General features: G+C 62.1%; 21 protein-coding genes. 7 read left to right on the top strand and 14 right to left on the bottom strand.

What is annotated here, in order from left to right; all coding sequences use genetic code 11:
• Positions 1-23 precede the first annotated feature (23 nt).
• Complete coding sequence (locus BM216_RS10970) at positions 24-326, bottom strand: ArsR/SmtB family transcription factor (protein WP_092998988.1); 303 nt, start codon at positions 324-326, stop codon at positions 24-26.
• Between the two features lie 712 nt (positions 327-1038).
• Between BM216_RS10970 and BM216_RS10965 the strand changes: the two genes are divergently transcribed.
• Both BM216_RS10965 and BM216_RS10960 read left to right on the top strand, forming a co-directional pair.
• The gene (locus tag BM216_RS10965) at positions 1039-1236 is read left to right on the top strand and encodes a hypothetical protein (protein WP_092998986.1); all 198 of its coding nucleotides are present in this window, start codon (positions 1039-1041) and stop codon (positions 1234-1236) included.
• A gap of 44 nt (positions 1237-1280) precedes the next feature.
• Complete coding sequence (locus BM216_RS10960) at positions 1281-1841, top strand: type 1 glutamine amidotransferase domain-containing protein (protein ID WP_092998984.1); 561 nt, start codon at positions 1281-1283, stop codon at positions 1839-1841.
• Positions 1842-2139: 298 nt separating this feature from the next.
• On the opposite strand, the gene BM216_RS10955 is transcribed toward BM216_RS10960, so the two are convergent.
• The 6 genes from BM216_RS10955 to BM216_RS10925 all read right to left on the bottom strand — a co-directional run bounded on the left by BM216_RS10955 (position 2140) and on the right by BM216_RS10925 (position 9534).
• Entirely contained in the window at positions 2140-3165 is a 1026-nt protein-coding gene (locus BM216_RS10955) for a DNA topoisomerase IB (RefSeq protein ID WP_177230768.1), read from the bottom strand.
• A 72-nt stretch (positions 3166-3237) separates the two neighbouring features.
• Positions 3238-4932: a sensor histidine kinase gene (locus BM216_RS10950; RefSeq protein WP_092998980.1), complete on the bottom strand. Its 1695-nt coding sequence runs from the start codon at positions 4930-4932 to the stop codon at positions 3238-3240.
• A 185-nt stretch (positions 4933-5117) separates the two neighbouring features.
• On the bottom strand, positions 5118-6212 hold the full coding sequence (locus BM216_RS10945) for an ABC transporter ATP-binding protein (RefSeq protein ID WP_092998978.1): 1095 nt from the start codon (positions 6210-6212) through the stop codon (positions 5118-5120).
• 4 nt (positions 6213-6216) lie between these two features.
• Complete coding sequence (locus BM216_RS10940; RefSeq protein ID WP_092998976.1) at positions 6217-7098, bottom strand: carbohydrate ABC transporter permease; 882 nt, start codon at positions 7096-7098, stop codon at positions 6217-6219.
• Complete coding sequence (locus BM216_RS10935; protein ID WP_092998974.1) at positions 7095-8021, bottom strand: carbohydrate ABC transporter permease; 927 nt, start codon at positions 8019-8021, stop codon at positions 7095-7097. The genes BM216_RS10940 and BM216_RS10935 overlap by 4 nt, the downstream gene beginning before the upstream one ends.
• 262 nt (positions 8022-8283) lie before the next feature.
• Entirely contained in the window at positions 8284-9534 is a 1251-nt protein-coding gene (locus tag BM216_RS10925) for an ABC transporter substrate-binding protein (protein WP_177230767.1), read from the bottom strand.
• A 264-nt stretch (positions 9535-9798) separates the two neighbouring features.
• Here BM216_RS10925 and BM216_RS10920 point away from each other — a divergent pair, with 264 nt between their 5' ends.
• Positions 9799-10851, top strand: a complete 1053-nt coding sequence (locus tag BM216_RS10920; RefSeq protein ID WP_092998968.1) for a substrate-binding domain-containing protein — start codon at positions 9799-9801, stop codon at positions 10849-10851.
• A 231-nt stretch (positions 10852-11082) separates the two neighbouring features.
• Here BM216_RS10920 and BM216_RS10915 read toward each other — a convergent pair whose 3' ends face one another.
• From BM216_RS10915 to BM216_RS10885, 7 genes are all read right to left on the bottom strand, one after another.
• Positions 11083-12588, bottom strand: a complete 1506-nt coding sequence (locus BM216_RS10915; RefSeq protein ID WP_092998966.1) for a tripartite tricarboxylate transporter permease — start codon at positions 12586-12588, stop codon at positions 11083-11085.
• Between the two features lie 10 nt (positions 12589-12598).
• Complete coding sequence (locus tag BM216_RS10910; protein WP_092998964.1) at positions 12599-13063, bottom strand: tripartite tricarboxylate transporter TctB family protein; 465 nt, start codon at positions 13061-13063, stop codon at positions 12599-12601.
• 169 nt (positions 13064-13232) lie between these two features.
• Positions 13233-14216, bottom strand: a complete 984-nt coding sequence (locus BM216_RS10905; RefSeq protein WP_092998962.1) for a tripartite tricarboxylate transporter substrate-binding protein — start codon at positions 14214-14216, stop codon at positions 13233-13235.
• A 185-nt stretch (positions 14217-14401) separates the two neighbouring features.
• Complete coding sequence (locus tag BM216_RS10900; protein WP_092998960.1) at positions 14402-14938, bottom strand: hypothetical protein; 537 nt, start codon at positions 14936-14938, stop codon at positions 14402-14404.
• A gap of 37 nt (positions 14939-14975) precedes the next feature.
• Positions 14976-15560, bottom strand: coding sequence for a DUF4304 domain-containing protein (locus tag BM216_RS10895; RefSeq protein ID WP_177230759.1), 585 nt, complete (start codon positions 15558-15560; stop codon positions 14976-14978).
• Positions 15561-15661: 101 nt separating this feature from the next.
• Positions 15662-17041 carry a sigma-54-dependent transcriptional regulator gene (locus tag BM216_RS10890; protein ID WP_092998956.1) on the bottom strand — a complete coding sequence of 460 codons (1380 nt, stop codon included), beginning with the start codon at positions 17039-17041 and terminating at the stop codon, positions 15662-15664.
• Positions 17038-18828, bottom strand: a complete 1791-nt coding sequence (locus BM216_RS10885; protein WP_348272002.1) for a sensor histidine kinase — start codon at positions 18826-18828, stop codon at positions 17038-17040. The genes BM216_RS10890 and BM216_RS10885 overlap by 4 nt, the downstream gene beginning before the upstream one ends.
• A 268-nt stretch (positions 18829-19096) precedes the next feature.
• Between BM216_RS10885 and BM216_RS10880 the strand changes: the two genes are divergently transcribed.
• The 4 genes from BM216_RS10880 to BM216_RS10865 all read left to right on the top strand — a co-directional run bounded on the left by BM216_RS10880 (position 19097) and on the right by BM216_RS10865 (position 24327).
• Positions 19097-19573, top strand: coding sequence for a DUF4126 family protein (locus BM216_RS10880; RefSeq protein WP_092998954.1), 477 nt, complete (start codon positions 19097-19099; stop codon positions 19571-19573).
• Positions 19570-20937 carry an FAD-containing oxidoreductase gene (locus tag BM216_RS10875; protein WP_092998952.1) on the top strand — a complete coding sequence of 456 codons (1368 nt, stop codon included), beginning with the start codon at positions 19570-19572 and terminating at the stop codon, positions 20935-20937. The genes BM216_RS10880 and BM216_RS10875 overlap by 4 nt, the downstream gene beginning before the upstream one ends.
• Before the next feature lie 112 nt (positions 20938-21049).
• Positions 21050-23026: an asparagine synthase (glutamine-hydrolyzing) gene (asnB, locus tag BM216_RS10870; protein ID WP_092998950.1), complete on the top strand. Its 1977-nt coding sequence runs from the start codon at positions 21050-21052 to the stop codon at positions 23024-23026.
• Positions 23023-24327, top strand: coding sequence for a lipopolysaccharide biosynthesis protein (locus BM216_RS10865; protein WP_092998948.1), 1305 nt, complete (start codon positions 23023-23025; stop codon positions 24325-24327). The genes asnB and BM216_RS10865 overlap by 4 nt, the downstream gene beginning before the upstream one ends.
• Positions 24328-24401: the final 74 nt, after the last annotated feature.

Here is a 24401-nt window from a genome sequence, read left to right as displayed (position 1 = left end):
TTCGATATTACCTGGTAAAAAAATTACAGTTCCTTGCCTATGATCTCGGCAAGAGCTCTGATGGTTGCTTCATTCCGTTTGTAGTAGGTCCATTGACCGATGCGCTTGACTTCAACCAGGCCCGCCCGTTGTAGAGTTGCCAAATAATCGGACACCGTCGACTGCGACAGTCCGACGCCTTCCTGGATGCTGCTGACGCAGACACCAACCGTCAGAACGTCACCTTCATCCTGTGGAGGGAAGTTCTTTGCGGGGTCTTTCAAACCTTTGAGGATTTCAAGACGGGTCCGGTTTGAGAGGGCCTTGAATATTTCTAGCAATTCCATGGCCCGTATATATCGAGATTTACCGATATGTCAATACTGAGAGCCCTGGCCATGTCCGAGGCTTCCGTTACGGGATATCGGATGGCAGCGTAGTGACCGGACGGAGCAATTCCGGATGTCTATCCGACCCGGAAGTAGCCGTCATGCTCGCTGACCTCCATCGGCTCCTGGAAGCATCAGTCCTTCTCTTCTGCTCGCACACGCGCGAGATCAACGGGGGAGGCCTCGTCGATGAATGTGAGCCGCGTTCATAATTTCGGCAATCCCGCCACGTTTATGGCCATTTTGTGGAACTAGAATGGCGCTAATACGTTCTGTACCTGGAATGCGTTGGGAGGCGTCTATGGTCAGGGAATGGGTAGAAGCTGCGGGTTTCGTGCTGGTGATCGCCGCCTGCTACATGATGGTAATTCCCGTCTAAAGGTTTCAAGGTCTCCTGAGGAGGAGATGCCCCGGCGCCGGGTGCGCTTGGGGCGCCATGCTCTCGCGGCTTGCACGGCAGGTCGCGAGAGCATCCTTTTGCGGCGAGGCATGATACGCCCTCCGCCTGCGCCGATCTTGAGCGCTTGAAATCAGGGCAATACCCCTTCCCGCGAACCCGGTCACGCCATGTGACGACGCGAAAGACTTCGGGAAAATTTCGGAACGATTTACCTGCGGGGATTGTTTGCCCTTCGTAACAGGTCCCTGCCGACCGATACGGGAGATCATCATGAGACATCTTTTCAGAATTCTCAGGAACCGCTTCCTGCCATCGCATGAGAAACCAACCTTCGCGGCCGAACGGCCGAAGGAATTGCAGGTCGTCGTACCCGACGCCGTGGTGCTCCCGCTTCCCAAGGCGCCGCGAGAGGAAATCAGCGTACCTGCGTCGATCAATGGAAGGGACCTGTCTACCGGCCGTCTCTGACGGCCGGGCATGAGCCAGAAAGAACAACTCGAAAGGAGTGACACATGGCCAATATCGAATCCGCCACCATCCTCATTCTCGCCACCGACGGCTACGAGCGCTCGGAGCTCAGGGTGCCGCTGGAGGAACTGACCAGACGCGGCGCCGAGGTGAAGATCGCCTCCATCAAGACCGGCGAAATCAAGAGCTGGGACGAAAAGGATTGGGGCGACACCGTTACCGTCGATCTGGACGTCAAGCAGGTGAGGGCCGAGGACTTTGATGCGCTCGTATTGCCGGGCGGGCAGATCAACCCGGATGTCCTGCGCAGCAACGAGGACGCGGTCGATGTCGTGCGGCAGTTCATCGGCAGCGGCAAGCCGGTTGCCGCGATCTGTCACGGCCCGTGGCTGCTGGTCGAGGCCGATGCCCTGCGGGGCCGCCAGGCGACATCCTATCCTTCGATCCGCACCGATCTGCGCAATGCCGGCGCCAACTGGAAAGATGAAGCCGTCGTCACCGACAATGGCATCATCACCTCGCGCTCGCCAAAGGATCTGCCGCAATTCATCGACAAGATCGTCGAGGAGGTGGCCGAAGGTCGCCACCAGCGCCGAGCGGCATAACGGCTTCGGCTGATACCAAGGAAAACGAGTTGATGGGCCGCCCCTACCGGGCGGCCTTTCGCTGTCATGCATGATCGATCCAGGCCTGCGCCAGGGCCGATCCCTCTAGCGACTGAGAGGGCTTGGTGACTTCCACCATCGCGTCTGCCGGAACTGTTCCGCCTCCAGGTTATCTGGATGCAACCGTGTTCCTGCAAGCTCAAACACCCTCCCCTCCAGGCGCACATCGCTAGTCCTACCCGTCAAGATTTCGCAACCATGACGGGAAACATTTGTACCAGCCTATCGCGGAACCATACTAGCCCGTCGACGCGACCTTCAGGAATTCCACAAGCCTTGCCTCGGCCAGCCTCAGCCCGCGCGGGGGCTTTTGCGCATTTTGAGCATTCATTACCTTGCGCAGCGGCGCGTCGTCCTCGGAAAGCTCGAGGATGCTCGGATGGATATAGCTGGAACGACAGACCGCGGGCGTGTTCTGCAGCACGTCTGAAGCCGCCTTCGTGAGCGCCTTGATCCTGGGCCTCCTGTCATCCTCCTCGACGGTCTTCCAGGCCATGAGAAACGCGGCGAGGCTGCCGCCCCAGGTGCGGAATGTCTTGGCGGAGACCGGAAAGCCGGCCGCCTTGGCGAGATAGGCGTTGAGCCGGCCGGAATCGACCGGCCGTGGCGTGCCGTGTTCATCGGGAAAGGAAAAGAGCTGACGACCTGGCAGGTCGGCGATCTCCTCCAGGATGCGCTGCAGGCGCGGATGTTTCAGCGTGTGCTGGACCCGCTTGCCGCCCTTGGCGGTGAACCGTAACAGCACCGCATCGCCGGACAGCACCATGTGCCGCTTCAGAAGCGTCGTTGCACCATAAGTGCGGTTTTCCTTGGCATAGGCACGGTTGCCGACGCGCAGATGGGTAACGTCCATCAACGCCACCAGCGCGGCAAGCACGCAATCCGACTGGTCGAGGCCGAGCGCCAGATCGCGCTTCACCTTGCGGCGGATCTTCGGCAGTGCTTCGCCGAAACGCAGCAGTTGGTCGAATTTCTGCTCGCTGCGAAAGCTCTGCCATTCGGTGTGATAGCGATACTGTTTTCGCCCGCGGGAATCGTAGCCGGTGGCCTGAAGATGGCCGCGCGGATCGATGCAGATCCAGACATTCTCATAGGCCGGCGGCAGGCCGAGAGCCGCGATCCGCAGGCGATCGTCCTCGTCGGAAAGGAGCAGGCCGTCCGGCATCCTGTAGCAGAACCCCTTGCCACGCTTCAGGCGCCGGATGCCGGGTTCGGTATCGTTGACATAGGTAAGGCCGATGGCCTCAAGCGAGACGGCGTCTATTTCGATGGTTTTGAGCGAAAGATCCATGGCCGTAAAAACGGCGGCCGAGAGCCTTCGTTCCCGGACGAGAGATCAAATAGCGAGACTGCGCCGATCATCGGTGGCGTCCCGCTCCAGATTGGCGCGAGGGGCGACAAGGCGCCAGACCAACCCTTCCGGGCGGAATTCGACATCGACCGTGCCACCAAAGGCCGCGATCGCATGGCGCTGGATGATGGTGGTGCCAAAACCCTGGCGCGACGGCTCGGTGACCAGCGGGCCGCCCGTTTCTTCCCAGACGATGCTGATCTTCGGGCCGGTCTCGTCGTTGGCGACGATGTCGTCCCACGAGATGCGCACCCGGCCCTGTGGAACCGACAGCGCGCCGTATTTGACCGAATTAGTCGCCAGTTCATGCAACACCAGGCCGAGGTTCTGGACCGCCTCGGCCTTGAGCATGAAATCGTCGCCCTGCATCAGCACCCGGTCGCCGGCCTCGAAGGTCGACAGATGGATCTCGATCACCCGGCGCAGGCGCACCCCGGCCCACTGTTCCTTGGCAAGCGCCTCGATCGACTTGCCGAGCCCCTGGAGGCGGTTGGTGATCGCCCTCTGGAATTCCGGCATGGTCGTATCCTGCCGGCCGAGCTGGCGCATCATCGCCTGGATCAGCGTCAGGATGTTCTTCGTCCGGTGGACGAGTTCGTGCAGGATGAGATGGATGCGGTCTTCCGCCTGGCTGCGGTCGAACGAAGCGTTGGAAAGCGCCACCGCGATCTGGTTCGCCTCGGTGATGCGTGTCTCGACCGGCGCCACGATCTCGCCCTTGCCGATCCGCTCCGCCATGTTGGCGATCTGCCGGATCGGAGTTCTGAGCTGGCGCCCGATCGCATAGGCGAGCAGCACGGCAAGCGCGAGGAAGATCGCCCCGCCGGCGACGAGCTGACGGAATGTCGTCAGGATGCCTGCCTGGGCCGTGTCGATCGGGCCCCAGACGACAGCCTTCCAGGTCCAGCCGGTGATCTGGGCATAGCCGTACATCTGCTTGCTGTCGCCATCGACATCCTCGATCGTGCCCTTGAAGCCGGTCATGAGCCGCAACGTATTGCCCGGGAACGCTTCGCCTGACGTGATCTTGTCAGCACCGACCGACAACACGACCTTGCCCTGGCCATCGACCACGGCGGCCGACCATCCGGCCGGCAGGCCCTCGATCGAGATGAGCTTCTGCAGGTCGTCGGCATTCTGCGTCATGATGATCGCCGAGCCGGAATGATTGATCTCCTCCGGCACGGGCATGGCGACGTTGAACACCCACTTGCCGCTGGTCCTGCCGTAAAAGACGTCAGAGACCTCGGTAATGCCGGATTTCAAGACGGATTCGAGCGCCGGCATGTTCGACATCTTGCCGAGCGGCTCGCCGAAGGGCGAGCGCGTGTTGAGCCGCTGCTGGCCGTCCTTGTCGACGGTAATGACATAGAGGGAATTGGAGCGCAGGCTGCGCTGGGTCCGGTCGTGGAAGGCCCTGAGGTCGCCCGCTTCCAGCTCCGGCGACGTCAGAAGAAGACGCAGCGTGGTCGCCATGTCCTGCAGTTCGCGATCGACCGAGCGGGCAATCAGCTGCGCGTCCTCGGCCGTCTCGCTGGCCAGCCCCTCGCGCTCCTGCCCCTCGAGCTGCAGCACGAGAAACCCGACGAAGGCGAGCAGCGGCAAGGCGACAACAATCACCAGGGCAACCAGATAGGCGCCAATCGAAGCTGTCGGGAAAAGACGCGAAAATCTAAGCATTCCGCAGTCTTGCACCCTAGATATCGCGGCAGGTACAAGCCCGCCCGATTGTCTCTGACATTTTTACGTCCCGCCCTACGCCAATACATCTCAGCGGGACTTTTCTAACCGCTTTTGCGGGTAACGCAAAGAAATGATTGGCGCAATTCGCATGCCATCGCAGGTTTGGACAAGTTTGCCGCACCCTAGCCCATACGATTACCGGTCTCCGGGTCGAAGACGACCGCCTTGTCCAGATTGAAGACGAAGTGGAAGGTCTGGCCTGGGGTGACGGCAGTCTCGGCGCGCGCACGGCCGGTAAACATCGTGCCGTCTAACTTTCCGGTCACGAACGTGTCTGAACCGGTGGGCTCGACAATTGTCACCTCGGCTTCGACATCGGCCTTCGCGCTGGCAGCCGCATCGGCCGAACCCTCATCCGAGATTGCCTCCGGACGCAGGCCGAGAATGACCTGCTTGCCCTCGGGCAAGGAAGCCGTGACCGATGGGGGAACCTTGACCGTAACGCCTTTGGCGCCGAACAGAGAGATACCGCCGGCGACGACCGTGCCCTTCAGCATGTTCATCGCCGGCGAGCCCATGAAATCGGCAACGAAGAGATTGGCCGGGCGATTGTAGATCTCGGCCGGCGTGCCGACCTGCTGCACCATACCCTCCTTCAGCACGACGATCTTGGTGGCAAGCGTCATCGCCTCGATCTGGTCGTGGGTGACGTAGACGATCGTGGCATGGGTGTTCTGGTGCAGCGCCTTGATTTCGGCCCGCACCTCGACGCGCAACTTCGCATCGAGGTTAGAGAGAGGCTCGTCGAACAGGAAGACGCGCGGCTTGCGCACCAGCGCACGGCCCATGGCGACGCGCTGGCGCTGCCCGCCGGAAAGCTGGCTCGGGCGGCGGGTCAGGAGATGCTCGATCTGCAGCGTCTTGGCGACCTGTGCCACTGCCTTGGCACGCTCTGCCTTGTCGACGCCGCGCATCTCGAGCGCGAAGGCGATATTCTCCTCCACCGTCATGTTCGGATAGAGCGCGTAGGACTGGAACACCATGGCGATATCGCGCTTCGACGGATGCAGATCCGTGACCACCTGGCCGTCGATGACGATATCGCCCGACGACGGTGGCAGCAGGCCGGCGATCGCGTTGAGCAGCGTGGACTTGCCGCAGCCGGACGGGCCGACGAGCACGAGGAAGCCGCCCTTTTCCAACTCGATGTCGATGCCTTTCAGGATCTCGACATTGCCGATCTTCTTGCGGATGTTCCTGATTTCAAGAAAGCTCATTGCGTTATCCCTTGACGGCGCCGGCCATGAGACCGCGCACGAAATAGCGTCCGGCGACGACATAGACGAAGAGCGTCGGAAGTGCTGCAAACACGGCCGCCGCCATGTCCACGTTGTATTCCTTGACGCCGGTGGAGGAGGATACGAGGTTGTTGAGCGCCACCGTCATCGGCGAGGACGTGCCGGACGAGAAGGAAACGCCGAACAGGAAGTCGTTCCAGATATTGGTGAACTGGTAGATGACGGTGACGACGATGATCGGCCCCGAGCTCGGCAGCAGAATGCGCCAGAAGATGCGGAAGAAGCCCGCGCCGTCGATCATCGCGGCCTTCACCAGCTCGTCCGGAAACGCCTCGTAGTAATTGCGGAAGAACAGGGTGGTGAAGCCGAGGCCGTAGATGACATGGACCATGACGAGGCCGGTCGTCGAATTGGACAGGCCCATGAGGCCGAGCAGCCGGGCCATCGGGATCAGCACCGCCTGGAACGGGATGAAGCAGGCAAACAGCATCATGCCGAAGACCAGCTTGTGGCCCGGGAAACGCCATTTGGTCAGCACGTAGCCGTTCAGCGCGCCTAATAGCGTCGAGATGAAGACGGCCGGAACGACCATCTTGATCGAGTTCCAGAAATAGCCCTTGATGCCGACGCAGGAGACGCCGATGCAGGCCTCGCCCCATGCCTTGACCCAGGCGGCGATCGACGGATCGGAAGGCAGCGCCAGCATGTCGCCGCCGCGGATCTCGTCGAGCGATTTCAAGGACGTCGAGAGCATCACGTAGAGCGGCAGCAGGTAAACGACCGCCAGCACGATCAGTGCTGCATAGATGAAATAACGGGCGAAGCGCGCCGAGCCCGCGCTGACTGTTTCCTGTGCGGCGCTCATTGCTTCTTCTCCCGCAGTTCGGAATAGAGATACGGGACGATGATCGCCGTGATGCCCATCAGCATCATGACCGCGCTGGCCGACCCGACATTCATCTGGTTGCGGTTGAACGTGTAGGAATACATGAAGGTGGACGGCAGCTCGGTCGCATTGCCCGGCCCGCCGCCGGTGAGCGCGATGACGAGGTCGTAGGACTTGATCGCCATATGGGCGAGCACGATGAAGGCCGACAGGAAGATCGGACGCAGCAGCGGAATGATGATCCGCCGGTAGATCGATACGGTCGACGCACCATCGATCTGCGCCGCCTTGATGATCTCGCCGTCGATACCGCGCAGGCCCGCGAGAAACATCGCCATGATGAAGCCCGAGGCCTGCCAGACGCCGGCGATGACGACGGTGTAGATGGCCATGTTCGGATTGACCAGCCAGTCGAAGGTGAAGCTTTCCCAGCCGAGATTGCGCATCGTGTGTTCCAGCCCGAGGCCCGGGTTGAGGAACCACTTCCATGCCGTACCGGTGACGACGAAGGAGAGCGCCATCGGATAGAGGAAGATGGGCCGCAGCACGCCTTCTGCGCGGATGCGCTGGTCCATCAGGATGGCGATGAACAGGCCGATCGCCGTGCAGAGCGCGATGTAAAGAATGCCGAAAATGGCAAGGTTCTGCATCGCCACATACCAGTTTGGCTGCGACCAGAGCCGGAAATAGGCATCGAACCCGCCCCATTTATAGACCGGCAGGATGCGCGATGTCGTAAACGACAGCGTAATCGTCCAGAGGATGAAGCCGTAGACGAAGACCAAGATGATCGCGAAGGACGGCGCCAGCACCAGCTTGGGCAGGCCGTTGCGCAGCGTATCACCGAGCGTTCGGCCGGCCCGTTCGGGGACCACGGCGGGTACGGGGTCGATTGTCGTCATGGGGATCTCCGGTCGGGAGCGACATAGAAAGATTAGAGACCGCGAAGTATTTCACGGTCGCCATGCTCAGGATGTTTGGAGACGGACGCAGCCATCTCCACCCTCATTCCTGTGCTTGTCACAGGAATCCAGCCACGCGAAGTCTTTCGCGTGAAAAGACCTTTCCGCGCCGCAGACGCGACGCTGCTGGATCCCTGTGACAAGCACAGGGATGAGGGAGTGCGTGAGCCACCGCATGGGGAGATCCCGCACTCCAGAGTGATCACTTCGCCGCAGCAACCGCTTCCGGCAGACGCTTCAGAGCCGCATCCGTCGTCAGCTGGCCGTTGAGGTGCTGGGTGATGACGTCGAGCATGGCTTCCTTGATGGCGGCCGGCTGGGCGTAACCATGAGCGAGCGAGCCCATCAGCGTGCCCTTGGAAGAAGCCTCGGCGAGGTCCTTCATGCCCTTCTTGGCGCAATCGTCGAATTCCGTGTCCGGGATGTCGGTACGGGCCGGAACCGAACCCTTGACCTTGTTGAAGGCGATCTGGAAGCTCGGATTTTCGACGGCGGATGCCATCTTCATCTGGGCGTCCTTCTGCTCGTCACCCACGTCGAACATCATGAATTGGTCGGCGTTGAACAGGACGGAGCCCTGCGTGCCCGGGAAGCGGATGCAGACGAAGTCCGTGCCCGGCTTCTTGTTGGCGCGCAGCCATTCGCCCTTGGACCAGTCGCCCATTTCCTGCGCGCCGGCCTTGCCTTCGATGACGAGAGCGGTCGACAGGTTCCATTCGCGACCCGAGAAATTGGGGTCGAAATAGGTGCGCAGCTTCGTCATGTCGTCGAAGACCTGCTTCATCGTGTCACCGGACAGCGCTTCCGGATCGGCTTCGAGCACGGCCTTCTTGTAGAAGTCCGGACCGCCGCGGGACAGAACCACGGCTTCCCAGAGCGTGCCGTCCTGCCACGGAACGCCGCCATGGGCGAGCGCGGTGATGCCCTGTTCCTTGAACTTGTCGAGCAGCGCGAACAGCTCGTCCATGTTCGTCGGCTCCTTGGCACCGGCCTTGTCGAGCGCGGCTTTGTTCAGCCACAGCCAGTTGGTCGAGTGGATGTTGACGGGGGCCGCGACCCAGCTGCCGTCATACTTGGAAAATTCCTGCAGCGCCGGCGGAATGACCTTGTCCCAGCCTTCCTTGGCGGCAAGATCGTCGAGGTTTGCGGCGACGCCCATTTCGGACCAGTCGCGCAGGTCGAAGCCGAGCAGCTGGACTGCGGTCGGCGGGTCGCCTGCGGTGACGCGGGCGCGCAACGCGGTCATAGCGGCGGAACCTGCACCACCGGCAACCGGCATGTCCTTCCAGGAAACGCCTTCCTTCTGGAGGTTTTCCTTCAGCACGTTGAGCGCCGCGGCTTCGCCGCCGGACGTCCACCAATGCAGCACTTCGACCTGCTCCTGCGCCTTGGCGGCACCCGCCGTCATCGCGATCAGGGCAGCGCCGGCAGCGAGTTTGCTGATAGCTCGAATGTTCATTGATTATCTCCCTCTAATCCGGGCTCCTCTCCGGATAGGGGAATTTATAACGTTATAAACGCGGGGCGTGTCAACCCACAGCCATAGGTTTTCGCCAAGCTTTCCGATCAACTCTTATCCTTTTGATTTCCATTGCGGAAATTGAGGCAATAAGCCGAATTTGCAGCGGCTTGAAAAAATTTCTGGAAATCGCCGTGGAATTTGTAACGATATATATGGAGGTGTCCGGCGCATTCGCGACGGACCGGAGGACATGACATGCCGCTGGACGACGCGGACGGCGAAGGCCGAAAGAACACGCCCGGAATTGCGCCCGGAAATACCGGCACCCGGACCAAGCCGACATTGAAGACGATCGCCGAGCTGACCGGGCTTGCGGTGACCACCGTATCCCGGGCACTCGGCGACGATCCGCATATCGCCAAGGAGACGCGTCAGCGCGTGCAACAGGCGGCAGCGCAGCTCGGCTACCTGCCGGATCGCGCGGCCCAGCGCCTGCGCACCGGCCGCACCAATGTCATCAGCCTCATCCTCGATCCCCATGAGGAAATCCTCGGCTACGGCACGTCGATGATCCGCGGCATGACGGCGGCTTTGCGCGGCACTGCCTATCACCTCGTCATCACGCCGCATTTTTCCGATACGCCGCAGATCGATCCGGTCCGGCACATCGTCCGCAACAGGATGGCCGACGGCATTCTCTTCAGCCGCACGGAACCGTCCGACGAGCGGGTGAAATTCCTGGTGGAAGCGGGCTTTCCCTTCGTCTGCCACGGCAGGACGGAGCTTGCGACACCGCACCCTTACGTCGATTACGACAACTACCTCTTCACCTACAATGCCGCAAAGAGGCTGATCGCATCCGGCTGTCGACGGCTGTTCATCATCCTGCCGCCGGAACGCTTCACCTTCCACCACCACATGCGCCACGGCTTCATGACGGCGGTCAGGGAAGAAGGCGTCGGCTTCGAGATCGCGAGCGGCATCACGCTGGACAGCAAGGCGGATGCGGTGCGCGAGCATGTCGCAGCGAGGCTGGCAGAGGGCCATCCGCCGGATGGCTTCATCTGCGGCGGTGAAGTGTCGGCGATGGCGGTCATGTCGGCGGCGCACGACCTCGGGCTCGAGATCGGCCGCGACCTGCGGCTGGTGGCCAAGCAGACCTCCGGCCTGTTCGATCAGGTTCGCCCAAGGATCGAGACAATCTACGAGGACCTGTCGGAAGCGGGACGGCTGATGGCGGAGCTGCTTCTGAAGCGGATGGCCGGGGCGACGCCGGTTGGTGAGTTGCAGGCGGTGCTGGAGGTGTAGGTCGCTCTCGGTGGCCGACACCCCCCTCTGCCCTGCCGGGCATCTCCCCCACAAGGGGGGAGATCACATGCGGCACGATGTCCCATCGAGCGCAGAATCGTAGCTGAGCCAGAAAAACGTTTGCTGTCGAAACGAGGAGCGGGCTCCCAGCTGATCTCCCCCCTTGTGGGGGAGATGGCCGGCAGGCCAGAGGGGGGCCGGCTGGCGCCGACGCTCCTCATGCTCACACTATCAATCCTCCTCGACAAACACCTCTTCGCGCTTCTTCCTGACACTCGGCAGGAAGACCACGACCAGTACGATCGCCGCGATGAACAGCAGCCCGGCGCTGATCGGCCGCGTGACGAAGGTGGTTGCATCACCGCGCGACAGGATCATCGCGCGTCGCAGGTTTTCCTCCAGAAGCGGCCCGAGCACGAAGCCGAGCAGAAGCGGTGCCGGCTCGCAACGCAGCTTCAAGAGCAGGTAGCCGAGCAGGCCGAAGAAGGCGACGGCATAGAGGTCGTAGACGTTGGAATTGACGCTGTAGACCCCGATCGAGCAGAAGGCCATGATGATCGGGAAGAGCAGGTAATAGGGGATGGTCAACAGCTTCACCCACAGCCCGATCAGCGGCAGGTTGAGGATGACGAGCATCAGGTTGCCGATCCACATCGAGGCGATGATGCCCCAGAACAGCGCCGGCTGCTCGGCCGCGACATTCGGGCCGGGCACGATACCCTGGATGATCATCGCGCCGATCATCAGCGCCATGACCGGGTTTGCCGGAATGCCGAGGGTGAGCAGCGGGATGAACGAGGTCTGCGCGCCGGCATTGTTGGCCGATTCCGGACCGGCAACGCCGGCAACCGCGCCATGGCCGAACTCTTCCGGACGCTTCGAAACCTTCTTCTCCACCGTGTAGGAGGCGAAGGACGCGAGGATCGCCCCGCCGCCCGGCAGGATGCCGAGGATCGAGCCGATCGCCGTGCCGCGCAGCACCGGCGCGATCATCTCGCGAATATCCTCGCGGCTCGGCATCAGGCCCGAAACCTTCGCCATCAGCACTTCGCGGGTCTTTTCGTTTTCGAGATTGCGCAGGATTTCCGCGATCCCGAACACGCCGACCGCGACGGCGACGAAGTTCAGCCCGTCGGCATATTCGCGGATGCCGAGCGTGAAGCGTGGCGCGCCGGTATAGATGTCGGTGCCAACGAGGCCCAAGAGCAGGCCGAGCGCCACCATGGCGAGAGCCTTGATGACCGAGCCATGCGCCAGCGCGATCGACGAGACGAGGCCGACCACCATCAGCGAGAAGTATTCGGCGGCGCCGAACTGCAGCGCGATCTCGGTAAGCGGCGGCGCGAAGATGGCGACGAGGAAGGTCGAAACCGTGCCGGCGAAGAACGAGCCGATGGCGGCAATGGCAAGCGCTGCGCCCGCCTTGCCCTTGCGGGCCATCTGGTAGCCATCGATGGCGGTGACGGCCGACGAGGATTCGCCCGGCATGTTGATCAGGATCGCCGTGGTCGAGCCGCCATATTGCGCGCCGTAATAGATGCCGGCGAGCATGATCAGCGACGAGACCGGCTCGAGCTGGAAGGTGATCGGCAGGAGCATGGCGATCGTTGCCGTCGCGCCGATGCCGGGCAGCACACCGATCAGCGTGCCGAGCAGAACCCCGATCAGGCAGAAGAACAGGTTATAGATCGAGCCGGCAGTCTGGAAGCCGAGGAGAAGGTTATTGAACAGTTCCATCAGTCAATTCCTAAAACCGGACCCAGGGTCCGAAGCGCTGGAACGGCAGGCCTAGCCCGTACGAAAAGACGAGGACGGAGAAGACCGTCAGCAATGCTGCCAGCACGACGGCCGTCAGCGGCTTCATCTTGTGGGAGGCGAAGGCGGCGATCAGCCCGGTGAAGAACAGCGAGGGCACGAAGCCGAGGCCGCGCACGGTAATGCCGAAGAAAATCGGCGCCGCCAGAATGAAGAGGATGCCGCGCCAGGCGATCGGCCCGATCGGCTCGCTGGCTGCGGCGCGAAACGCCTGGAAGAGGATGATCCCGCCGAACAGGATCAGCGCCAGCGCCAGGATGAACGGAAAATAGCCCGGCCCCATGCGGAACGCCGTGCCGAGTTCGAGTTCGATCGATTGATAGGCGAAGAAGATGCCGGCCAGAACCAGCAGGACTCCGCAGATCAGGTTGGCCTTGTCGATGGACTGGGAATTCATGATGTCTCCTTGGAGAAGGATACCCCCTCTGGCCTGCCGGCATCTCCCCACAAGGAGGGAGAAGACTCGTGGCGCCACCTCGTCAATCCGAGATACAAGGGAAGGAAGATATGCGCCGCGAGTAAAGCCCCTCCCCCTTGTGGGGAGGGGTTGGGGAGGGGACTTTTCGTTAATCCGCGTACTGACCGGCCGCCTCGATGATCGGCTTCCAGCGGGCGATTTCGGTTTCGAGCTTGGCCTTCAGCGCCGCCGGCGTGGCGTCTGCGTCCGGCGAAGGCTTGGTGCCGAGTTCGGCGAAGCGCTTGGAGACGTTCTCGTCCTTCAGCGCCAGCTGCAGCGACTTCGACAGGCGATCGTTGATCTCGGCCGGCGTGCCCTTCGGCGTGTAGATGCCGTGCCAGATGCCGACGGTCATGCTTTCGTATCCTGCTTCTTTGACGGTCGGCAGGTCCTTGAAGATGTCGAGGCGCTCCGGCGAAGTGACGGCGTAAGCCTTGATCGTGCCGCCCTGGATCTGCTTCGTCGTGTTGGTCGTCTGGTCGCACATGATATCCACCTGGCCGCCGAGAAGATCGGTCATCGCCGGACCGGTGCCCTTGTAGGGAACGGTGACAAGTGGCGTTTCGATGGCGCTCATGAACAGCATGCCGCAGAGATGCGAGGCAGCACCGATGCCGGCATTGGCGACCGTCACCTTGTCGGCATTGGCCTTGGCATATTCGACGAGGCCCTTGAGGTCGGTCGCTTCCATGTCCTTGCGGGCGACGACCGTCATCGGCACGTCGGTGACGAGACCGACATAGTCGAAGGCGTTCAGCGTATCATAAGCAAGCTTGCGGTAAAGCGTGGCGCTGGTCGCCATGCCGATATGGTGGAGCAGCACGGTGTAACCATCGGCTTCCGCAGCCGCGACACGGCCGGCACCGAGCGTGCCGCCCGCGCCGCCGACATTTTCGACCACGATCTGCTGGCCGAGATCCTTGGACATGGATTCGGCGACGAGACGGGCAACCGTATCGGTCGGGCCACCGGCCGCAAACGGCACGACCATGGTGATCTGGCGCTCGGGATAGGTCTGGGCGCCCGCCTGTGCCGAAAAGAGCGACAGGGCAGCGAGCGCGGTTGCGCCGAGAACGGCGTTCAGAAGCTTCATGATTTCCTCCTCAGGACATAAATGTCGGCCGGCGCACGGTCTCCTCCTGCGCCGAATAAGGACATTTGCGGGGGGCGGGAAAAGGCTGGCAATTGGCCCGCGCCTGCAACCCATGAGATAATATCGCGACCGCGCCGCAGCATGGGTGGATTTGGGGACAAGCGCCATCCACCATGGGTGGAAATCTACCCATGCGAAGCTAGTGCCAAACAAGGCTTGCTTAGGCAAAGATCAGGAAGGGCATCAGGACGATTGCGGCTCCGGCGATATGGGCTTTGCGCCAACGAGGCGCGGCCGTTCGCAGGATCATGAAGCAGCAACTGCACGGCGGCGAAAATCAGGCCAAGGCCGATTAGGTTTTCCAGCATATCGAACCATCCGGAATTCAGGGACGGAAAGCGAAGCGTCAGCCGAAAGGTGCCGAACACAGCCATGGCGAGGGTTGTGATGGTGACGAAGGCCAATGGCCGAAACGCTTCAAGGGTCAGCTCGCCTTTGAGGCTGCGCCACCAACGGGCTACGTAGAAAGCATAGAAGCTGGCGACAGGCAGGGCAAACGCCGCGATCAGAACGGCGATGCGCGCCGCGCGAGGCCGACCAACGATAGCAGAAGAGAATGTGAGCCGGGCAAACCAGAACAGATGGGCGATGCAGGTCGCCATAACGAGAAAGATCGCAAGAAACAGGGTAATGAAGAACCCGATGTCCGGATTGAAAAACATGCTCCACTCCATTGGCGGCGGCCGGCGTTAACGGGGCTTAGATAGCAACACCGTTATGGGCAGCCCACCTCGCAAAATGTTCTTGCGCTGACGGCCTACTATCCGCCGCCGCCCGCAGTCGTTTAATAGCACCATCCCTGTCGCCCGCGAGGAATGCCGCGCTGACAGCACGCAAGGACGGTGTGTTTTCGAGGGTGGCAGCTACGCGTGAGATATCAAGGTGAGCATTTAGCCATGGAAGCCCGAGCGACAGCATTTTGTCACCGAGATCTGCCGCGATCGCGTTCAAGTCGGAACTCTGTTCAATCGTCCACCAACTGTCGCTGCCGTCAGCGAGCACTCCCAGTCTTTCGCGAACCGTCGCTTGGGATTCCATTGGCTTACCGACAATGGCAGCCTGTCCTGCAAGAAGCTCGACAGCAGTGACATAAACGCCGAGATTGATCGTGAACTTGCCGCCCGCTGCAACATTTGAAGTGCTCGCCTGGACATTGACTATCAGCCAGTTGTCGCTCTCGGCCCGATGCCAATTGCGACCGCCTTTCTTGAAGCCGTGCAATCTCAAAAGGTCGATGAGGCCGATCTTGATAACCTCATCTATCTTCTGCGCAATCTCACTCATCAAATATCTCTCGGTATGAAGATCGGAAAAACAGCTCGCTTGTTCGAACATATGGGGGCTGCTTTGCAAATCGAGGGGCAAGCGATCTGCGGAAAAATGGATCAGGCCCCCTCCCCGCGCCCATGATCCACAAGTCCGTCCAGCCCATGCATCTTCTTATCCAGCCCATACTTCTGCATCTTCTCGTAGAGCGTCTTGCGGGAAATGCCGAGGGCTTCGTAGACGGGCTTCAGCGCCCCTCCGTGGGCAGCGATTTCGCCGGCGATGAGATTGCGTTCGAAGGCGGCGACCTTTTCGGCAAGGCGACCGGCGTTTTCCTGGGGTGCGGCACCCGGTTCTCCCGTTCCCGGATCGAGGCCGAGCACCAGCCGGTCGGCAGCGTTGCGCAACTCGCGGACATTGCCCGGCCAGTCGCGCTGGGCGATCGAGGAGACGACGTCGGGCGACACGATCATGTCCTCGCGGCCGTAGCGTGCCGCCGCCTCGCGGACGAGCTGCAGGAAGAGCAGCGGGATATCCATCCGCCGTTGCGACAGCGCCGGAACATGCAGCGTCGCGACATTCAGCCGATAGAGGAGATCGGCCCGGAAACGCCCGGCCGCCACCTCTGCTTCCAGATCAACCTTGCTGGTGGCGATGAAGCGGACATCGAGCGGCACCGTCTCGTTCGATCCGAGACGGGTGATCACCCGCTCCTGCAGTACGCGCAGGAATTTCGCCTGCAGGTCGAAGGGCATGGAACTGATCTCGTCAAGCAGGATCGTCCCGCCCCGTGCATGCTCGAATTTTCCGTAACGCGGCCGGATCGCGCCGGGAAACGCGCCAGCCTCGTGGCCGAACAGCTCGCTTTCGATCAGGGTGTCGGGAAGTGCCGCGCAATTGATGGCGATGAAAGGCCGGTCCGCCCGTGGGCTGATCTCGTGCAGCGCGCGCGCCGCGACTTCCTTGCCGACCCCGGTATCGCCGATGACCAGCGTGTCGGCATCCGTCGCGCCGATCGCGCGGATCCGGTAGCGCAGGTCGACCATCACCTGGGTGCGGCCGGGCATGCGGGCTTCCATGTCGTCGCGCTTGCCGGCGACGGCCCTCAAGCGCCGGTTTTCGAGGATCAGCGAACGCCGTTCCAGCGCCCGGCGAATGACACCGGCGAGATGCTGCGGCGTGAACGGTTTTTCGAGGAAGTCGTATGCGCCCTCGCGCATGGCCTTGACCGCGAGCTGTACGTCGCCATGGCCGGTGACAAGGATGACCGGGATTTCCGCATCGAGTTCGCGGATGCGATGAAGCAGCGTCATGCCGTCCAGCCCCGGCATGCGGATATCGCTGACGATGACGCCATCAAAGCCGAAACCGGAAAGCTCCAGCACGTTTTCCGCGTTGGGAAACGTGTCGACGGAGAGGTCGAATAGTTCCAGCGCCTGAGCGGTGGAGCGCCTGAGCTCCTCCTCGTCATCGACCAGAAGCACGCGTTGCTGGTTCATTCGGCCGCCTCCATCAGCGCGCCGTCGGCCTGGTCGAGTTCGATGGTGAACACGGCACCGCCCTCTGGATGGTCCGTCACGGACAGGCTGCCGCCGAAATCCTTGACGATATTGTAGGAGATCGACAGCCCGAGCCCGAGCCCCTTGCCGACACCCTTGGTGGTGAAGAAGGGATCGAAGATGCGCTCGCGGATCGCAGCCGCAACACCCGGCCCGCGATCGCGGATCACGATCAGAACCTTCTCCCCCACACCCGATGCCGTCACATCGATGCGGCGGTCCTCCAGCCCCTCGACGGCATCCGCCGCATTGGTGACGATGTTGACCAGCACCTGCTGCAGGCGGATGGCGCCGGCCATGACCGGCGGCAGAGACGGTTCGACGGAGATTTCCAAGGACGCATCGGCCGCCTTCAGCCGGGCAGAGATGATATCGATCGTATCGCGGATGACATCCTCGACGCTGACGGCACCGAGCTTTTCGTTCGGTTTGCGGGCGAAATTGCGCAGGTGCCGGCTGATCGAGGCCATGCGGTCGATCAGCGCCGAAATACGCCTGAGGTTGTCGCCCGCCTCTTCGATCCGGTCGCGCTCGATCAGAAGCCCGGCCGTTTCGGCATAGGTCTTTGCCGCCGCCAGCGGCTGGTTCAGCTCGTGGGAGAGTGCCGCCGACATCTGGCCGAGCCCGGCAAGTTTGCCGGCCTGCACGAGATCCGCCTGGGTCTGGCGCAGCCTCTGTTCGGTCAGGCGGCGCTCGGCGATCTCGTCCTCGATGCGGCTGTTGACGCGGGCAAGATCGGCCGTGCGCTCGGCCACCCGCCTCTCCAACTCGTTCTGCGCTTCGGCCTGCAGCAGCATGCGCTCCTTGAGCCGCGCCCGACGCTGCAGGACGATCGCAAGCGCCAGCCCCGCAAGGCAGATGGCAAGGAAGACGGCAGCCATGGTCGTCTGCGCCTGCCAACGGACGGAGGCGGTATCCATCAGCACATTCACCGTCCATCCGGCCGAAGGCATGACCTGCGAGACGAACAGATATTCGCGCTCGGTGCCGCCGCCACGTTGGCTGGCGTTCGAGATCAGCATCGTTTCGTGGCCGGCAAAGGTGCCGTAAGTGAGCGGCAGTTCGTGCAGCTTCACATCCGCATAACGCCTCGATCCCTCGGTGCGGGCGATCCGCTCCGGTGTGAGCGGCAGGATGGCGGCGAACCGCCATTCGTCGCTGCCGGTCATGAAGATGATGCCTTCGGGGTCGGAGACGAAGATGCGGTCGTCACCGCCGGTCCACGAAGCCTCGATCGTATCGAGATCGACCTTGAAGACGATGACGCCGAGGATTTTGCCATCCATCACGATCGGCGAGCTGAAGTAATAACCGCGCTTGGCCGAGGTCGTGCCGACGGCAAAGAAGCGCGAATGCTCGCCCCGCGCAGCCTCCTGGAAATAGGGCCGGTAGCTGAAATTTTCACCGACGAAGCTGACGGAGGAATCGTAGTTGCTGGCAGCGACCGTCTCTCCATCCATCGTCATGACGTAGATGTCGGAGGATTTCAGAAGCGCATTGACCGCCTTCAGATACTGGTTGGCAGCCAGCCTCAGCGCTTCGTTGCCGGGATCGCGGATCAGAACCTCGATGATCTCGTCGTCGGCGGTCAGTGCCGGCAGCGCCTCGTAGCGCTTCAGATGCCCGTCCAGCGCCGAGACTGCAAGCCTCAGCGTCGTTTCCGCCTGCAGCCGCGCCTCATCCATATAGCTGCGTGCCACATAGCCATGCAGCCTGAAGGCCAGCACGAGGCCGACCGCCAGAGACAGGACAAAGACTGCCGCAATACGATGCTTCACGTCCGAAGGGCTCCTCCTCCCTCGACCAAAGGTAGCGTATTCTACGGACACACGGAGATTTTGCTACTGGCTACGGTGCTTATCCACGCCATCTGTGCCGTGGTACTGGAAATGCCAAGGACGTGGGCAATATCAAAGACGCGTCACACGCGGTGTGATATCGCTTCGAATTGCAATTATTGAGGGTGGCCGCGTTGCGCGGCATAGGGGTTGTTTGATGGTTTCCTTGCTCGCGCTTTTCATCGGCGTCGTCTCCGGCCTTCGCGCCATGACGGCACCGGCCGTCGTTGCCTGGGCGGCTTCGCTCGGCTGGCTCAACCTCAACGGCACATGGCTCGCCTTCCTCGGCTCCCAATGGGCTGTATTGATCCTGACGATCTTCGCCTTTCTCGAACTGGTGACCGACAAGTTGCCGACGACGCCGAGCCGCAAGATACCCCAGCAGTTCGGCGCACGGCTGCTGACCGGCGCCGTTGCCGGTGCTGCGATCGGCACGCCCTACGGCTACTGGATCGCAGGGCTCGTCTCCGGCATTCTCGGCGCCGTCATCGGCACCTATGGCGGGGCGGCGGCACGGGCGAAACTCGCCGAAAAGCTCGGCAAAGATACACCGGCCGCGCTTGTCGAAGATGCGGTCGCCATCATCGCCGCGATCGTCATCGCGCTGCTTCTGCCGGGAGCACCTGTGGTATGAAGACTTTCGACGCGATCATCATAGGCGCTGGCCAGGCAGGCCCATCGCTCGCCGGCCGGTTCAACGACGCGGGCAAATCCGTCGCCATCATTGAGCGCAAGCATGTCGGCGGCACCTGCGTGAATACCGGCTGCAAGCCGACCAAGACGCTGGTCGCCAGTGCCTATGCCGCCCATCTCGCTCGCCGCGCATCGGAATACGGCATCGGCATCGGCGGCGACGTGACGATCGACATGCCTGCCGTAATGCGCCGCTCGCACAAGGTGACGCTCGACAGCCGGCACGGCAACGAGCACTGGCTGGAAGGCATGGAGCATTGCGAGCTGATCCGCGGCCATGCCCGGTTCGAGAGCAGCAATGTCATCCGCGTCGGCGACCAGCTACTGACCGCACCGCAGATCTTCCTCAATGTCGGCTGCCGCGCCACCATCCCGGATTTCGCCGGCATCAGTGACATTCCCTATATGACAAACACCGATATCGTCATGCTGGACCGGCTGCCGAAACACCTGGTCATCGTCGGCGGCAGCTATATCGGGCTGGAATATGCGCAGATGTATCGCCGCTTCGGCGCGGAAGTCACGGTCGTGGAAAAGGGCCCGCGGCTGGTCGGGCGAGAAGACGAGGACATTTCCGCTGCCGTGCGCGAGATCCTCGAGGCGGAAGGCATCCATGTCCGCACGAATGCCGAATGCATCCGCTTTCGCAAGCATGCGGACGGGATCGCCGTCGGCGTGAATTGCGACGAAGGCGACCCGGAGGTGATCGGGTCGGACGTGCTGTTGGCGGTCGGCCGAGGCCCGAACACGGACGATCTCGGACTGGACAAGGCGGGTGTCGAACTGGACGCGCGCGGCTTCATCAAAACCGACGACGCGCTGAAAACGAATATCGAGGGCATCTGGGCGCTCGGCGACTGCAACGGTCGCGGCGCCTTCACCCACACCGCCTATAACGACTTCGAAATCGTCGCCGCCAACCTCTTCGACGGCGGGGACCGCAAGGTCTCGCAGCGGCTCTTGGGCTATGCGCTGTTCATCGATCCGCCGCTCGGCCGCGTCGGTATGGGCGAGGCCGAGGCACGCAAGGCCGGACATGACGTCATCGTCGGCAAACGGCCGATGACCAATGTCGGCCGGGCGGTCGAAAAGGGCGAGACCAAGGGTTTCATGAAGATTATCGCCGACGCCAAAACGAAGAAAATCCTCGGTGCGGCGCTGCTCGGCACCGGCGGCGACGAGGCTATCCACGGTGTTCTGGACCTGATGAACGTTGGCGCAAATTATGACGACCTGCGCTGGGCCGTTCCGATTCATCCAACCGTTTCAGAACTTTGGCCGACCGTAGTCCTGTCGATGAAATAGCCGAGCGGATGTCCTGTTTTGGGCTTTGATCGAATTTTAGAAATCCCGTAAGTATATTAGCAAGCTCTTCCATATAGGAACGAGCTGATTGGCCTGTTCATGATGGAAACAGATGTGCGGTTTTGCTGGCTTCGTTGGTGAGGCATGTGGCGTAGAGCGTCCCCAGGCCCTTTTGTCGGCGATGGCGCATGCGATCGAACATCGCGGGCCTGATGGTCGCGGCGTATGGGCGGCACCGGGCATCGGCCTCTCCCATGTGCGGCTTTCGATCGTCGGGCTTGCGGACGGCCAGCAGCCGATGTCGACCGCGGACGGCCGCTATACGATCGCCTTCAACGGCGAGATCTTCAACTATGTCGAACTGCGCGACGAACTGAAGGCGCGCGGCATCACCTTCCGCACCGGTTCCGACACCGAAGTCCTGCTGCAGCTCTACGTGACCTATGGCGAGGCCTGCCTCGATCGGCTGAACGGCGACTTTTCCTTCGCGATCTGGGACGGCTATGAGCGGCGGCTGATGCTGGCGCGCGACCGCATGGGCGTGCGGCCCCTCTTCTATACCGAGCACCAGGGCACGCTCTATTTCGCCTCGGAAGTGAAGGCGCTACTCACCGTGCCGGGCATCGAGGCGGAAATCGATCCGATCGCGCTCGACCAGATCTTCACGCTCTGGGCACCGATCGCGCCACGCACCGCCTTCCGCAACATCTTCGAGCTCGAGCCCGGCCAGAAGCTGATCCGCAAGGGCGGCGAGAACCGGCTCGGCTATTACTGGACGCTCGATTTCCCCGATGCCGGCGACAACGGTCCGGCGGACGGAATCGACCACCAGGAAGAGCTGCGGGCACTGCTGACCGATGCCGTGCGGTTGCGCATGCGCGCCGACGTGCCGGTCGGCTCCTACCTTTCGGGCGGGCTGGATTCCTCGCTGATCACGGCACTTGCCGCACCGATGGCGCCGGGCGGGCTCAACACCTTTTCCGTCACCTTCGACAGCGCCGAACACGACGAAAGCAGCTTCCAGCATGAAGTAGCGACCGCCATCGGCACGCATCACCGATCGATCGCCTCGACACCGGATGCGATTGCCGCAAGCTTTCCCGATATCGTCAATTTCGCCGAGCGGCCGATCCTCAGGACCGCGCCTGCGCCGCTCTACACGCTGGCCGGGCTTGTGCGCGAAAGCGGCATGAAGGTGGTGCTGACCGGCGAAGGCGCAGACGAGATCTTTGCCGGCTACGACATCTTTCGCGAGGCGAAGGTGCGTCGTTTCTGCGCCCGCCAGCCCGGCTCGAAGATCAGACCGCATCTCTTCCGCAAGCTCTATCCCTACCTGCCGGGGCTGAAGCAGCAGTCGGCGGAATATCTCTCCGCCTTCTTCGGCGCCGGCGCGACCGATCCTGCCGATCCGCTCTTCTCCCATCGCCCGCGGATGAAAAACACGGCAGCGGCGAAGATCTTCTATTCGACCGATCTCAGGCAGACACTAGGCGACTACGACGCGGCAGCGGAACTTGCCGCCCGCCTGCCGGAACGCTTCGGCCGCTGGCATCCGCTGCATCAGGCGCAATATCTCGAAGCCCGCCTGCTGCTGCCGGGCTATATCCTCTCCAGCCAGGGCGACCGGATGGCCATGGCGCACGGCATCGAAGGACGTTTTCCCTTCCTCGACCATCGCCTCGTCGAATTCGCCTGCCGGCTGTCGCCCGACGCCAAGCTGCGGGGACTGCGCGAGAAGCACATCCTGCGCGAAGCCGGAAAGGATCTTCTGCCGAAAAGCGTGACCGAGCGTCAGAAACAGCCCTACCGCGCGCCCGACAGCGGCTCGTTCACCGGTCCGAACAGGCAGGAAAAGCCCTATGTCGCCGAGATGTTTTCGGAACGGGCGATCATCGAGGCCGGACTGTTCAACCCGCTGGCCGTATCGAAACTTCACAACAAATGCCGGGCGCAGGATGTCGCCGGCTTCCGTGACAACGCCGCCTTTGTCGGCATCCTCTCCACCCAGCTCTGGGTGGACCGCTTCATAACCAGAAATGCCGATACGGCTCATGATGAGCCGGCAATGACCGCGAAGGGTCACCCATGATGAAATTCCCTCGCCGCTTCCCGAAACCGCGAATCCTTCTGCCCATGGTGATGTCCTACGCGGCATCCGGCGGCAGCCTGATCGTCAGTTCGGCAGCACAGCTGGCGACCTTCGCCATTCTTGCGCGCTTCCTCGGCGTGCATGAATTCAGTCTCTTCGTCGCCGTTACCGCCATTTCGTCGATCGCGGTGCATCTCTGCGGCCTCGGCGCCACCGAATGCCTCGTGCGGCGCGTTGCCCGCGACCACGACATCTATCCCGACATGCTCGGCCACAACATGATCCTGATCGCCATAAGCGGCGTGATCCTTGTCGTGGTCGGCTCCATCATCCTGCCCTTCTTCCTCAACGCCACGACGGAAGACCCGATCGGCGAATTCGAAATCATCATCATGCTGGTGACGAATATCGTCCTGTTGCGCTGTATCCTGTTTACCGAACAGGTCTTCATCGCGTTTTCCAACTTCCGTTCCGCCAATGTCATCGTCATGGGCTTCGCGCTGATCCGCACGGCTGCCGCGGTGCTCGCCTGCCTCGCCTTCGGCGTCAACACGCTGTCGGGCTGGATCGTCTGGCAGTTCGCCGCCCATGCGATCATGCTGGCGCTCTGCGTCAAGGCACTGCTGCCGTTCAGCAAACCCCGCTTCCGCCTGGTTCGGGAGGAATTGCGCCTCGGCATGTTCTTCAGCATCCCCTATATCCTCAAGGCCGCGCGGCAGAATGCCGACCTTCTGGTGCTGAGCGTGGTGGCGAGCGCCGAAGTCATGTCGAGCTACAGCGTCGCCCGCCGCATCATCGAAAGCAGCTATCTCTCCGTCGACGCGCTGAACCGCATCGTCTATCCCGGCACCGCCAAGATCGCCGAAGGCGGCTTGCACAACGCTGCAAAGCGGGTGACCCGCATCCTCGGGGCGGCCTTTGCGATCAGCGTCGGAGCCGCGGTCGCCGTCTACATTCTGGCACCGATCCTGCCTTACCTGTTTGGCACGCAATATCTGTCGCTCGTCTCCTTCGTGCGCATTCTCTGCTGGGTGGTGATTCCGGTCGGCATCTATGCGATCGCAGTGGAAGCGCTCGGCGCGGCCGGCCACCAAGGCCCGCGTGCGGCAGTGCTCGGCGCCGGCAGTCTGCTCGGCTCGGGCCTTGCCGCCTGGGCAACGTGGTACGCCCCGCCGACCGGCACCTTCATCTCCTATTACGTGATCGAGCTGCTCATGGCCGTCGCGGCCTGGACGGTCTATCTTCGCTATGTCGAGAAGGACCGCGCGCGCCCGCTGGCGGAGCCGGCCACAGTGCGATGAGGGCCATAACCATGTGCACAACCTTGTGCCGGATCAGCCGGTTAACCCAAAATTCACGCGGCGGAACGCATATT

Source organism: Rhizobium sp. NFR07, from assembly GCF_900111905.1.
Taxonomy (GTDB): Bacteria; Pseudomonadota; Alphaproteobacteria; order Rhizobiales; family Rhizobiaceae; genus Neorhizobium.
Note: the sequence above shows the minus strand (reverse complement) of the source record. Positions and strands in the feature narration are given on the sequence as shown.

Coding starts and splice junctions, on each gene's coding strand:
- BM216_RS10970 (WP_092998988.1), bottom strand. CDS start 326: ATGGAATTGCTAGAAATATTCAAGGCCCTCTCAAACCGGACCCGTCTT.
- BM216_RS10965 (WP_092998986.1), top strand. CDS start 1,039: ATGAGACATCTTTTCAGAATTCTCAGGAACCGCTTCCTGCCATCGCAT.
- BM216_RS10960 (WP_092998984.1), top strand. CDS start 1,281: ATGGCCAATATCGAATCCGCCACCATCCTCATTCTCGCCACCGACGGC.
- BM216_RS10950 (WP_092998980.1), bottom strand. CDS start 4,932: ATGCTTAGATTTTCGCGTCTTTTCCCGACAGCTTCGATTGGCGCCTAT.
- BM216_RS10945 (WP_092998978.1), bottom strand. CDS start 6,212: ATGAGCTTTCTTGAAATCAGGAACATCCGCAAGAAGATCGGCAATGTC.
- BM216_RS10940 (WP_092998976.1), bottom strand. CDS start 7,098: ATGAGCGCCGCACAGGAAACAGTCAGCGCGGGCTCGGCGCGCTTCGCC.
- BM216_RS10935 (WP_092998974.1), bottom strand. CDS start 8,021: ATGACGACAATCGACCCCGTACCCGCCGTGGTCCCCGAACGGGCCGGC.
- BM216_RS10920 (WP_092998968.1), top strand. CDS start 9,799: ATGCCGCTGGACGACGCGGACGGCGAAGGCCGAAAGAACACGCCCGGA.
- BM216_RS10915 (WP_092998966.1), bottom strand. CDS start 12,588: ATGGAACTGTTCAATAACCTTCTCCTCGGCTTCCAGACTGCCGGCTCG.
- BM216_RS10910 (WP_092998964.1), bottom strand. CDS start 13,063: ATGAATTCCCAGTCCATCGACAAGGCCAACCTGATCTGCGGAGTCCTG.
- BM216_RS10905 (WP_092998962.1), bottom strand. CDS start 14,216: ATGAAGCTTCTGAACGCCGTTCTCGGCGCAACCGCGCTCGCTGCCCTG.
- BM216_RS10900 (WP_092998960.1), bottom strand. CDS start 14,938: ATGTTTTTCAATCCGGACATCGGGTTCTTCATTACCCTGTTTCTTGCG.
- BM216_RS10895 (WP_177230759.1), bottom strand. CDS start 15,560: ATGAGTGAGATTGCGCAGAAGATAGATGAGGTTATCAAGATCGGCCTC.
- BM216_RS10890 (WP_092998956.1), bottom strand. CDS start 17,041: ATGAACCAGCAACGCGTGCTTCTGGTCGATGACGAGGAGGAGCTCAGG.
- BM216_RS10880 (WP_092998954.1), top strand. CDS start 19,097: ATGGTTTCCTTGCTCGCGCTTTTCATCGGCGTCGTCTCCGGCCTTCGC.
- BM216_RS10875 (WP_092998952.1), top strand. CDS start 19,570: ATGAAGACTTTCGACGCGATCATCATAGGCGCTGGCCAGGCAGGCCCA.
- asnB (WP_092998950.1), top strand. CDS start 21,050: ATGTGCGGTTTTGCTGGCTTCGTTGGTGAGGCATGTGGCGTAGAGCGT.
- BM216_RS10865 (WP_092998948.1), top strand. CDS start 23,023: ATGATGAAATTCCCTCGCCGCTTCCCGAAACCGCGAATCCTTCTGCCC.